The organism is Chryseobacterium sp. NRRL B-14798 (genome assembly GCF_050470705.1).
Classification (GTDB): Bacteria; Bacteroidota; Bacteroidia; order Flavobacteriales; family Weeksellaceae; genus Chryseobacterium; species Chryseobacterium cupriresistens.
In genome coordinates, this window is record NZ_JBFLUL010000005.1 from 1,414,861 (window position 1) to 1,427,948 (window position 13,088).

A 13,088-nucleotide genomic window follows, 5' to 3' on the forward strand; every position below is an offset into this window, starting at 1 on the left:
TTATTTTAATTTATAAGAAATCATGACACCGCCTCTGTAGGGGATGATTTCACCGCTTTTATTGAATTCCTTGGCAGAATCGTAACGCCTTCCTGTAGATTTGTCGTACCCTTTATAAAATCCTTGTGATGTTCCGATTGTTCCGTAAATATCAAGATTCCAGCGCTCGGATAATTGAAACTGGTATCCTGCTGTAACTCCCAGCATTACAGAAAATCCTTTCTGGTACAGGTTGGAGTTCTTAAGGATTTCCCCATTCCAGTTTTCAAAGGTGTTGTCATTCCAATAACTCCATTTTGTGGCATTGTAAGCAGCAACAGCTACGTTTGCACCTACATACCAATGTTTGAAAGCTTCAGTAAAGTAATATCTTCCTTCTGCAGAAACTGAGTAAAACTGTAGTTTATGTCCTGCGAAAGATTTCCATGGTGAAATGAAAACATCTCCCTGAAGGGTATATTTTGGACTGATCTGTTTTTCTATTCCCAGGTTTAAAATCCCTATCGGAGCAAATAAAGCATTCCCTTTTATGTATAAACTTTTATCCTGTCCTCCTTGTTCCTGTTCCTGAGCGCTCAACGTAGTTGTAGACAGGAAAGCTAAAATGCCTGCTGCTAATAATTTATATTTCATCCGGTTTATAATGTTTATTTTATCTGCTTTAATAGTTCATCTGCCAGTTGAGAATCCTTATTGCCCTGAACTGCCATATTTTTAGACATTTCAGCATAGTTTTTTGCCATCTCTTTATTTCCGGTAAGGTGATAAAGCTTGGCAAGAATATAAGTGTTTTCCGAAGTTTCGCTTCTCATAACAGATTTTTCTGCCCATTCTGTAGCCTTCTTTAATGAAGATGGAGTTTTCACATGATCTGCAAATATCCATGCTGCTCTCAGGAGCTCATTCGGATCAAAGGCATCAGAATTTTTATAATAATCTAAAGCCGCTTTCTCGTATTCAGGAAAATTACTGTTCTGTTCATAATAGCTGAGTTTAGTCTGATTCAGCTTTTTAACAGCAGCTTCTTTCCCTACCAATGGTTCGGCAGCTTTCATAAAATAGTCATCATTGATTTTTTTATTTTTATCATCAATAGACTGTTCTACTATTTTTCCCAGTTTCAGCTGGGCATCAAATTCATTGTAAGTTTCTTCAGGAAGGAATTTAATAATCTCTGCTTTTCTGGATGCAAAAACAGGATAGTTGATATCTTCCGATGATTTTACGAAGTAAAGAAGAAATCCAATTTCATCCTTTGACAATTCTTCGGTTTTCTTTTTGTTCTGGAAGTATCTTTCTGAAGCTTTTTTGGCAAATTCATAATCTGAGTTGGCATTAAGCTTCATAATATTGATCAGGAATTCCGGGTCTTTTTCCCCGCCGGCAAAGCGGTCTTTAAGAGATCCTTTTTTGTTTCCCGGTGAATTGATATCCTGAGCCATTGCTACAAACAGGCTTTCTTCCATATATCCGGTATTTCGGGAAACAAGCTCACCTTCACCGTTCAGGAAAAGATAAGTAGGATATGAGCGTACTCCGAATTTCGAAGCGATATCTCTGCCTTCTCCTTTTTCCATATCAAATCGCGCATTAATGAAGTTGGTATTGTAATAATCACTCACGGACTTCTGTGTGAAGACATTTTTTTCCATCATTTTACAAGGGCCGCACCATGATGCATAGGCATCAATAAAAACCAATTTCTTTTCTTTCTTGGCTTTGGCAATAATGTCCTTGAATGGCAGTTCCTGAAACTGGATGGCTTCCTGAGCTGAAATAGCGATGGCACAAAAAATAGATATCCCGGAGATGATCTTCTTCATTTTTAAATAAGATTTGTAGGCGAAGATAATTAATTTTCAAAATATAGCGTGATGAATAGGTGGTCTCAATGACGATATTAACGAACTTTAAGACTTAAGCGTATCTGATTTTTGTTTTTTACTTTAAAATATGAAATCTAAATTTAATTCACTTTACAGTCCTGAAATCTTTGTTATATCTTTGCAAACGAATAATTTATATGTAGAGGAATCCATAATTTAGAGAATTTGATTATTAATTTTAAGCACGCCTTATCCAAAAAATCCATTTATATCACCGCTTTATCTGCCTGCCTGATCGCAGTAGCAGCATTTGCTGTTTTGAGTCTTTTGATCACAGAAGACAGCCGTAAGAATACCGATGATTTTGCAAAGAAAACATTCTTCCGAAAGTATGAATCGATAGAACATGAATTCAGAAATATTGAGGATTATCAGTATCTGCTTCGCGCACTAATTCAAAAGGACGGACTGAAGAATTACAAGGATTATTCTTCGGTTTTAAATGAATTAAATAAAAAAAGAAATCTGCTGCCCTATAGCTGGTATTATTATGAAAACACCACTTCAGGAAAAACAGATAGTAATAATCCTTTATCCGGTATTTTCAGGAAGACAGATCGTAAAGAGAATTCTATTGTGATAAAGAATAACGGACCGGGACATTTTAAAGACCTTTTGCTTACCAAAAAGGACAGCATGTATTGGATTAGTTACGATTCTTTGATACTACCTGATAAAAACAAATTGTACTATGGCTCTACCGTAAGCCTGGATGATCTTCATCAATATTTTATTAATGTCGATAAAAGTTCCAATACCTACGCTTATGTCTTTACCAAAGAAGGAATCTGTATTACCCATCCTGAGAAGAAGTATATCGGAAAGAATATTTTTGACTTTACAGATATTAAAGCTAATGATACACTGACCAGCAAAACTGAAGCAGGATATACTAAAGGAACAGCCGTTTCAGAATATCTGGGAGTGGAGGTAACACGCTTTATAAAACCATTGAAGACTGATAATTTTGATGGATACACGGTAGTGAACCATGTAAATTTTATTATTGACGAAAATATCAGCAAGATAAAAACCTATACTGTTTATATTTTTCTGGCAGCGTTGTTTCTCATTGTAACGGTCTTTATATTGTTTCAGAGAGCAACCAGCCTGGCTTATCAGGAAAAAGAAAAAATACAGTCTGAGAAGAATTTATTGTTGGTAGAAAACGAAAAGATGCACAAAGCAGAAGTGATCAATCAGCTTCAGCAGCTTAAAAATAATATCAATCCCCATTTTCTTTTCAATTCATTGAATTCCCTTTATATGTTGATCGGGATCAATAAAGAAAATGCACAGAAATTTACCATGAATCTTTCCAGGATTTACAGGTATCTTATAGTGCCTCCAAAAGACAATATTGTTCCTGTTTCGCAGGAAATTAAATTTATACAGCACTATATGGAACTTCTGAAAAGCAGGTTTGATGAAGAACTGAAGTTTGAATTGATTATTAATGCTCCTGAAAGTCTTGAAAAAAGAATTCCCTATTTATCCCTTCAGATAGTCACGGAAAATGCGACCAAACATAATATTGCAACGATGGATCAGCCTTTGGAAATTATCATTATCGTTGATGAGGACGGGATCACGGTAAAGAATACCTTGCAGCCTAAGACGGAAACGGTACAGGGAGAGAAATTCGGAATTGAATATTTGAATCAGGTTTATGGATATTTTAAGAATAATCTTCTTCATATTTCTGTAGATAGTGAATATTTCGTATGTTTTTTGCCTTTAATGAAGTAAAATAAAAATCCATTCACTCCCGAATTAGCGCCATTCACTCCCTAATATTATATATATGATTCATGATACCTATAGCTTTGCTGGCTGAAACTAAGATATTTACTATTTGGAATGAATCGGACTATTTTAATGAAGAATTACAGGCTGGCACTGTATCTCGGTCTTGCTATGGCCTCACCAATGGCAATAGCACAGAAAAAAGATAAAGATACGGTAAAGGTCAACAAAGAAAAAACGGATAAGACAGAAACCTCTTCCTCCAAGAAAACCAAAAAGATTGAAGACCTGATCAAAAAAGGAACCTATAAAAAAGGACTTTTTAATACCATTCAGGTAAAAACGGATATTTATTTTGAAATCCCGGACAGTTTGATGGGGCGTCAGTTTTTGGTGGTCAATAAACTTTCTCAGGTACCCATGCAGGTCAATGAGGCTGGTTTGAACAAAGGAATGAACTATGAGAATAAGGTCATCTCTTTTTACCGTGATCCTGTAGCTAAAAAAGTATGGGTAAAAACGATGGTACCTAAAGTGTCATCCCCAAAAAATGACGCCATTACAAAATCTGTGAAAGATAACTTTTCAGAATCTGTGATTGAAGTCTTTGATATTGAAGCACAAAACAACGACTCTACGGCTGTAGCCATTAAAGTGAACAAAGTTTTTGACGGAAATCAGAAAAGTTTTAATGATGTTTTGGCTAATGTAGGATTGGGTGGATCTGTGAAGTCAAGTCTTTCTTACATAGAAGGTGTGAAGACTTTTCCTAAAAACCTTGTGGTGAAGTCCCAATTGTCCACTTCTGTCAATGAAGGCGGGGTAGATCTTCCGGTAACTTTAGGCGTTACAACCAATCTGGTTCTGCTTTCTAAAATACCGATGAAACCAAGAGTATCGGATTCAAGAGTAGGATTTTTCTCCGAAAAACACTGGTCGTTTAATGACAACCAGCAAAAAATGGATGAGAAATTCTTTATTACCAAATGGAATCTTGAACCGAAGGACGAGGACAAAGAAAAATATTTAAAAGGTGAGCTGGTAGAGCCTAAGAAACCGATTGTTTATTATATCGATCCGGCAACTCCGAAACAATGGCGTGAAAAGATTATCGCCGGAGTACATGACTGGCAGGCGGCGTTTGAGCAGGCAGGATTCAAAAATGCAGTGATTGCGAAAATGCCGGATGAGAAAGATGAAGATTTTGATATTGATGATGTAAGATATTCTGTAATTACTTACGCCGCGTCGCCAAAGTCAAATGCAATGGGGCCATCAGTAGTAGACCCGAGAAGTGGGGAAATTATCGAAGCAGATATAATCTGGTGGCATAATGTAATGACTTCTCTTCATGACTGGATGAGAATTCAAACAGGACCTATTGACCCTAAAGCAAGAGGAAATAAATTCAGTGATGAACATATGGGAGAAGCGATCCGTTTTGTTTCATCCCATGAGGTAGGGCACACTTTCGGACTGAAGCACAATATGGGAGCATCCTTTGCATTCCCGGTAGAGTCGCTTCGTTCCAAAGAATTTACAGACAAAATGGGTGGTACGGCACCTTCCATTATGGATTATGCCCGTTACAATTATGTAGCTCAGCCGGAAGATGGTGTTACAGCAATCACTCCGAAAATTGGTCTTTACGATAAATATGCCATCGAGTGGGGGTACCGTTGGTATCCGGATGAATTCGTAGAGAAGAAAGCGCTGAAAAACTTAATTGAAAAACATGAAGATGACCCGATGTACTTCTATGGAGAGCAGCAGAGCTACCTGGAAACCATTGATCCGCGTTCGCAGTCTGAAGATTTAGGTGATGATGCGATGAAAGCCAGCGAGTACGGAATCAAAAACCTGAAAGTGGTAATTAACAACCTCCTGAAATGGATGTATGAAGATGGTAAAGAATACACAGATGCCGGAAAACTGTATCTGGGAGTAATCGGGCAGTGGGATTTGTATACAGGTCATGTGATGGCGAATGTAGGAGGAATTTATCTGAACAATACTGTTTTTGGTAACAAGAAGAAAGCCTATGAAGCTGTACCTGCAGAAATTCAGAGAAGAGCAGTTGATTATCTTGTTAAAAATGCCATCAACCTTCCGGAATGGTTATTCTTTAATCCGATTACAGAAAAAACGTATCCGGTTAAGGATTCACCAATGGGACCATTCGAGCAGACACCATATACCATGGCAAGAGGAATGCAGTATGCAAATATCTATTCTTTGTTTATGGATGACAGATTGTTGAGGTTACTTGAAAATGAGCTGAAACATCAGGTGTCTGGCTCTAAAGAAGAAATCTATACGGTTGAAAATTTATTTGATCAGGTTAGAACTGCCATTTTCAGTAAAAAAGGAAGCCTTACGATGCTTGAGAAAATGACTCAGAAAAATTATGTGGATGCTTTGATTGTCTCTGTGAACAAATTATTTGAAAAAACAGCAGTGAAAGGATTGAAAGTAGATGATACTTTGAATATGCCTACCATCTGTAATTTTCATGAAGATGATCATGGTTTGAGGAATATCAATTATTCATCCATGAAAAGAGTATCTGAAGTGACAACTTACAAGAGAGCAGAACTTCAGAAAGTTCTGGATTTACTGAACAGAACAAGGTACAGAGGTGATGATGCTTCCAGAGCACATTACACAGATTTAATCATTCGTATACAAGAGGCTTTAAACAAATAAACGGCAATGAAAAAAACTCTAATACTTTTACCTCTTTTGGCTGCTAATATAGCAATGGCCCAGCAAAAGAAAACCATCACCGGGAAAATAGAAGACGGAAATACGTCTCAGGTTATCACCGGTGCGTCTATAAAAATCGAGACCCAATCGGTCTCTACAAAAACAGAGTTGGAAGGAATTATCGAAAGTGTATCAGTAGGTACGGTAACCGATAAGGACGGAAAATTTATATTGGAAATCCCTGCTGATACAAAAACGGTATTGGTAAGTTATCCTGGGTATGAATCCAGAGTCATTCAGCTGAATGAAGGACAGACTAATTATACTATCAGACTGACTTCTGAGGTTTCAGAAAAAAATAAAATCCAGGAAGTTATTATCACAGGGTATCAGAAAATTGAAAAGCGTAAGCAGACTTCAGCGGTTTCTACCGTTAAAATGGACAACATCAGCCAGGCTGGTGTTGCCAGTGTAGACCAGATGCTGGCAGGGCAGATTGCCGGTGTGGCAGTAACTCCTGAAACGGGAGCTCCGGGAAGTCCGGCGAAGATCAGAATCAGAGGGACAGCTTCCCTTTCCGGTCCCCAGGATCCGCTATGGGTCATTGACGGTCTTCCGTTAGAAGGAAATGATGTTCCGAATTTTACGGATAAAGACAATATTGATCAGCTCCAGAACTTCTCTATCGCAGGCTTAAACCCTAACGATATTGAAGATATTACCATCCTTAAAGATGCAGCGGCAACAGCTATTTATGGAGCAAGAGCAGCCAACGGAGTTATCTCTATCACCACCAAAAAAGGAAAGAAAGGAAGTCTGAAACTGAACTTCTCAGCAGACACTTTCGTTACCTCTCGTCCTGATTTTGATAAATTAAATCTTTTAAATGCTTCTGAAAAAGTAGACCTGGAACTGATGCTTGCCAAGCGTGCAGATCTTACGTACCGTGCCGATAAAGGAGAAGTAATGAGAATCCTGACGCAGAATAACCAGCTTGATGCTTTCAGAAACGGAGGGTTTGATGCTTTGAACTCATTCACACGCCAACAAATTAACGGTTTAAGAAATAACAATACAGACTGGGGCAAACTGTTATACAGAAATGCCATCAACAAACAATACGGATTAAGTGTTTCAGGAGGAAGTGATCGCGCAGATTACTATTTCTCCCTGGGATATTATGATGAAGAAGGAACAACTATCGGTACAGGTTTTAAGCGTTATAACCTGACTTTGAAAAACAATTATAAACTAAGCGATAAGTTAAATGCAGGAATCTCTATTTTCGGAACGCAGAGCGAACGTACATCTTTTGTAACAGATGCTGATGCTTCAATCAACCCCGTGAATTATTCAAGAAATGCCAATCCTTACATGAAGCCTTTCAATGCGGATGGAAGCTACAATTATGATAGAGATATGGATGGTTTTGAAGATCGTTATATTCCTTTCAACTTCCTTGAAGAACGAGAGAATACCAACTATTCACTGAAAAATAACTCTTTGAAAGCAATTTTAGATTTAGAATATAAAGCTTCAAAAAGTTTAAGATTTACTTCTCAGTTGGGACTTCAGTATGATGCTAATAAAACAGAGAAATTTGCAGCGGAGAATACCTATTTTACCAGAAAAATGAAAGAAAATACCCGTTACTACAAAGACGGTAAATACAATTACTTTCTGCCGGCTGGTGCGGTAAAACAAAACTGGGATAATGATTTCTTCCAGTACAACTGGAAATTACAGGCGGCATATAGCACGAAGATCAATAAACATGAAATTGATTTGATGGCAGGAACAGAAATCCGTAAAACAGAAGATAACACAACCATCACGAGGGCTTTCGGATACGATCCTTCAACAAGAAGAGCCACAGCAATCGTTTTCCCGAATTCAAGTTTTGCAGCTGATAAAAGATATGAAACCTACCGTGAAGCAGCTCCTATCGAGAATGCCTATGCATCTATGTTTGCTACAGCTTCTTATACGTATGATCAGAAATATACATTCTTTGGAAGTGTGAGATATGACGGTACTAACCTGTTTGGAGTTAACAAAAAGTATAAATACCTTCCGATATGGGCCGTTTCAGGATCATGGCTGGTAACGAAGGAAGACTTTATGAAAAATATTTCTGCTGTATCCAACCTTAGATTGAGAGCATCTTACGGTCTTCAGGGAAATATCGACAGAAACACCTCACCATTCTTTATCGGTGAATATAATGATGCCACCATTCTTCCTGGAGGAAAAGAATCGATTATCAATGTTCTCAGCCCTCCTAACGATAAACTGAGATGGGAAAAAACAACCAATACCAACTTAGGTCTTGATTTGGGATTGTTCAATAATCGTGTAAGCCTTACCGCTGATGTCTACAGCAGAAAAGGTACGGATATGATCAGTATGAAAGAAACTCCTTTGGAAACAGGATTCGAATATACGATGATGAACTGGGGAAGCCTGACCAACAAAGGTTTTGAACTGGCGATATCTACCAGAAACATCAATCATGATAATTTCAAATGGACGACTACCATTAACTTTGCACATAACAAGAGCAGAGTATTGAGTGAGCAGCCGCGTGATAATGCATTGCTTCCATCAAGAGAAGGACTTCCGGTAAATGCTGTTTTTGCTTTGAAAACAGCAGGAATGGATGAACAGGGAAACCCATTATTCTGGAAAGGAGATCAGAAGGTTTCAGCAGCAGAATTCTTTAAGTTATATGATGTGTATGCAGATTTCCTGCCAGGGCAGCTTGTTGATACCAAACTTTCAAATGCTGAGCTGAGAAGCCTGTTTACTTATGTAGGAGACAGAGATCCGAAATTTACCGGAGGGATTATCAACACCTTTAAAGTAAGTAATTTTGACCTTACCATCTCTGCAACATTCAACCTGAAGCAGACAGTAATGAGAACTCCTTCTTACCGAGGTATGGAGTTAGACAGAGGAAGAAACTACACAAGAGATATTTATGAAGCTGGAGGTTCGCTTCCGGGAATTACAAGTCCTGATATGGAAGCTAACCCGGACGGATGGATGGCCAATAAATGGTTTACAGGAAACCGTTCCAATGCCTACAGCTTACTGGATGTATGGGCAAAAGAAATCAGCTATATCAGAATCAGTAGCATCCGTTTAGGGTACACACTTCCTAAAGAATTTACAAATCCTATGGGGATTTCGAGCCTGAGACTGAGCGTTGAAGGACGTAACCTGTTTGTATTCAGCAACGGATACAAAGGATATTTCGATCCGGAAACGTATGGTAATATTTATGCACAGCCTATCACCAAGTCGGTGACCGTAGGATTTAATGTTTCTTTTTAAAACTTGAGAAAAATGAGAAAAATTACAGCAATCATAGCTCTTGCAGCAATCAGCTTTATCAATATCGGATGCGACAGGTTTTTAGATATTCAGCCGGAAGGAAAAGTGATTCCTACGACTACTGAAGACTATAGAAAAGTCCTTACATCTGCGTATTCAAAATATCCTGTTCACAAATCACTGGTGGCACTTCGTACCGATGAGGTGAATATCGATGATAATTCAACAGATTTTATTTCCTATCGTGAAATTGCGATGTGGAAAGACGCTAATAATGATCAGGCATCTACGGAATTTCCATGGGTAAGCTTTTATTCCGTGAACTTTTATCTGAATCAGATTATCAATGAAGGAAGCAAAACCATGCAGGATTCTCCTGAAAAGAATCAGATTTTAGCAGAGGCGTATGCTCTTCGTGCTTACCTGTATTTTGATATGGTGAATTTATATGGTAAACCGTATAATAGTGCTACAGCTTCTACCGACAGAGGAGTTCCGATCAGTCTTGAAATCGATCTTGAGCAGGTATTGAAGCCATCATCAGTACAGGAGGTGTACAATCAGGTTCATGCAGATCTTAAAAAAGCTGAGGATTTGATGATTGAGCAGAAGCAGCCGCTGGGAGTTAATTACAGGTTCTCAAAAACAGCATTGCTGGCTTTTGAAGCAAGAGCAGCGCTATATGAAGGAGACTGGAACAAGGCTTTAAACTATGCAGGTCAGGTATTGGCAGTAAAAGGAGATCTGAGCAATTTAAATACGGTAAACACACCACCTAACCATTATGCTTCCCCGGAGTCGATCATGGCTTTGGATAATACATGGGATAATTCAATCAAAAATTTATCTTTTGCATCTCCGGAACTGATTTCTTCATACAATTCCACGGCAGATAAAAGGTTTGGCATGTATTTTGAAAAAAATGGTAGTAAGTATAAAGTCACCAAAGGAGGAAGTTTAGAATTCAAAGTGTCTTTCAGAACAGCGGAGCAGTACTTTATCAAGTCTGAAGCATTATTAAAGCTGAATAAACTGGCTGAAGCTAAAGAAACATTACTGAAAGTATTAAAAAACAGATATACGCCGGAGGGATATACTTCAGTACAAAATGCAGTAAACACAATGGATTCTGCTGCGTTTATGACATTTATTCTGGATGAGAGATTCAGAGAATTTGCTTTGGAAGGCCAAAGATGGTTCGACTTAAGAAGAGCAAATCAGAAAAAAATAAGCCATACTATTAGTGGCAACGAGTATATTCTTCAGCAGAATGATCCGCGATATACCATTGAATATCCAATGAGTGCGAAGAAGAATAACCCTAATTTATAAAACTTCATATCAAATTCAATACAGAGGAAACCGCTTGAACTTAATCGTTCTAGCGGTTTTTTTGTACTTTTGCATCGTTATGAAAATTGCCATTATAGAAGATGAACTGCTGGCTGTGAATTATCTGAAAAATCTTTTGGATACACAGAGCATAGTCCCTGTTACAGAGACTGTTATTCTTCGTTCCAAAAAACAGGCAATCGATTTCTTTGAAAAAGATTCGGCAGATCTTATTTTTATGGATATTCATCTTGGGGATGGAATGAGTCTGGAAATTTTCGAACAGATAGAACTTTTTACCCCGATTATTTTCATTACTGCATTTGATGAATATGCCATGAGGGTTTTCAGACATTTTACCATTGATTATCTTCTGAAGCCCTTTGAAGAAGAGGATCTCCATAAAGCTTTACAAAAATTTATTTCTATAAGAAACAATTTTGATCCTGAACCGGTTCTTAAATCTATGTCCTCATTACGACAGGCAGAAGATGAGGTGATGAAACGTTTCATGGTAAGAGAAGGAAATAAACTAAAATCAATAGACGAGCATAACACTGCCTACTTTTTTGCCTCCGGGAAATACCTTTTCCTGACCACAAAAGATCATCAGACCTATATTTATGATGATACCATTAAAGATATTATTCAGAAACTGAACCCTGAAATTTTCTTTAAGATCAACAGGAAATTTATCATTAATAAAGACGCGGTTTCCGAAATTATCAAGCATTCCAGCCAGAAAGTAGAGCTTAGGCTTTCACCGGAACCGGAAGTGAATACTGAAATTTTTATCAGTAAAATGCAGATTACTGAATGCCTGAACTGGCTGAACAGTTGATTTACTCATTTACTTATTTACTACATCATCGTACTTCTAGTCGTGCTAAGAAGGTCTATGATTATGATCAGGCTTAAAAAAATCAATGAAATTGATCCCACTTTTTGCTCGGTCCCCAACTTTTGCGCTTGATCCCCACATTGGTTTAGGAAAATAAGGTAACAAAAAAACCTCTAAAATAAATTAGAGGTTTTAAAGTGGTTTCTCCAGGAATCGAACCAGGGACACATGGATTTTCAATCCATTGCTCTACCAACTGAGCTAAGAAACCATTATGTTTTTGTTTATTACTTCGTTGTTTTAAAGTGATGCAAAAGTATAACATTTTATAATACCGCGCAAGTATTTTGTTTTATTTTTTCAAATAAATATCCTGATAAAGCTGGTTTCAGTATTCAATGTACTGTTCATCAGTATTTTGGTACTTTAATTTTTTCTGTTTTTTTTGAAAATTATTTTCACAGCGTTTTATTAAAAGGTTTTTAGCCCTGGTATTTAAGATTTTTCTTACGGTTGCTTTGGGAATATATTATTGTTTCTTTAACCAATTTTAAACAGCCAATACAATTATCCGATTTTCAGTGATAAAAAACAGCAAACACCTGATTTATAAGAGTTAATTTACCTAACGGGTGTTAGTCGTATTATTACTACACTTTTCGAAATTTAATAATAAATGCAATTTGCTTTTTGTAAATACATCTATATTTGGTGATATAGAAAGCAAACAATCACAATATATTAACCATTAAAATTTACAATCATGGCAGAAAGAAATTCAAGAGGAATTTTAAAATTCAACAACGGTGAAGGGCAAAAACTGTTAAAGCTTAACTACAGTGTATCAAGATCTACGGACGTTTCAGGGCGTGTGGCATCAGATCCTTCCAATGCTCTTATCAAAATCACAGTAGAAGCTACTGAAAAATCAGACATCCTGGAAAGTTTACTGAACGGAAAATATAAGCCTACAGTAGGAGAGATTACTTTCAACAAATCTCACGAAGAAGGAACATTAACAACATTGAAGTGGAACAACGGTTATGTAATCCAGCATGAAGTAGATTTCGATGCTGTGGATGACAACAGTATGTATATCAGTTTTGTGGTAAGTGCAGAACAGATCGATCTGGGGAATTCATCATACTTCGGAGCATGGCCTTCTTAAGCACATTCAGAATTTAAATATCAGGCAGAATAGTACACCCGTTTCAAGGGATGCTGTTCTGCCTTTTTTAACC

Annotated in this window: 8 protein-coding genes and 1 tRNA gene; 6 read left to right on the forward strand and 3 right to left on the reverse strand. The window is 37.4% G+C overall.

Going from position 1 to position 13,088, the window contains the following annotated elements; all coding sequences use genetic code 11:
* Together AB1278_RS06800 and AB1278_RS06805 are read right to left on the reverse strand one after the other, a co-directional pair.
* Positions 1 to 633, reverse strand: coding sequence for a DUF3575 domain-containing protein (locus tag AB1278_RS06800; protein WP_202838906.1), 633 nt, complete (start codon positions 631 to 633; stop codon positions 1 to 3).
* Between the two features lie 14 nt (positions 634 to 647).
* Positions 648 to 1,823, reverse strand: coding sequence for a thioredoxin family protein (locus AB1278_RS06805; protein ID WP_202838907.1), 1,176 nt, complete (start codon positions 1,821 to 1,823; stop codon positions 648 to 650).
* A 228-nt stretch (positions 1,824 to 2,051) separates the two neighbouring features.
* On the opposite strand from AB1278_RS06805, the gene AB1278_RS06810 reads away from it, so the two are divergent.
* The 5 genes from AB1278_RS06810 (at position 2,052) to AB1278_RS06830 (ending at position 11,847) form a co-directional block, all read left to right on the forward strand.
* Positions 2,052 to 3,635, forward strand: coding sequence for a histidine kinase (locus AB1278_RS06810; RefSeq protein ID WP_202838908.1), 1,584 nt, complete (start codon positions 2,052 to 2,054; stop codon positions 3,633 to 3,635).
* 129 nt (positions 3,636 to 3,764) lie between these two features.
* Positions 3,765 to 6,338 carry a zinc-dependent metalloprotease gene (locus tag AB1278_RS06815; RefSeq protein ID WP_238349592.1) on the forward strand — a complete coding sequence of 858 codons (2,574 nt, stop codon included), beginning with the start codon at positions 3,765 to 3,767 and terminating at the stop codon, positions 6,336 to 6,338.
* Positions 6,339 to 6,344: 6 nt separating this feature from the next.
* Positions 6,345 to 9,674 (forward strand): SusC/RagA family TonB-linked outer membrane protein, encoded by a 3,330-nt coding sequence (locus AB1278_RS06820; protein WP_202838910.1) that lies wholly within the window; start codon positions 6,345 to 6,347, stop codon positions 9,672 to 9,674.
* Between the two features lie 12 nt (positions 9,675 to 9,686).
* Positions 9,687 to 11,006, forward strand: coding sequence for a RagB/SusD family nutrient uptake outer membrane protein (locus AB1278_RS06825; RefSeq protein WP_202838911.1), 1,320 nt, complete (start codon positions 9,687 to 9,689; stop codon positions 11,004 to 11,006).
* A 79-nt stretch (positions 11,007 to 11,085) separates the two neighbouring features.
* Positions 11,086 to 11,847 carry a LytR/AlgR family response regulator transcription factor gene (locus AB1278_RS06830; protein WP_202838912.1) on the forward strand — a complete coding sequence of 254 codons (762 nt, stop codon included), beginning with the start codon at positions 11,086 to 11,088 and terminating at the stop codon, positions 11,845 to 11,847.
* Between the two features lie 198 nt (positions 11,848 to 12,045).
* On the opposite strand, the gene AB1278_RS06835 is transcribed toward AB1278_RS06830, so the two are convergent.
* Positions 12,046 to 12,118 (reverse strand) — tRNA-Phe (locus tag AB1278_RS06835).
* Positions 12,119 to 12,610: 492 nt separating this feature from the next.
* On the opposite strand from AB1278_RS06835, the gene tssD reads away from it, so the two are divergent.
* Positions 12,611 to 13,015 carry a type VI secretion system tube protein TssD gene (gene tssD, locus AB1278_RS06840; RefSeq protein ID WP_047421063.1) on the forward strand — a complete coding sequence of 135 codons (405 nt, stop codon included), beginning with the start codon at positions 12,611 to 12,613 and terminating at the stop codon, positions 13,013 to 13,015.
* The last annotated feature ends 73 nt before the right edge of the window (positions 13,016 to 13,088 follow it).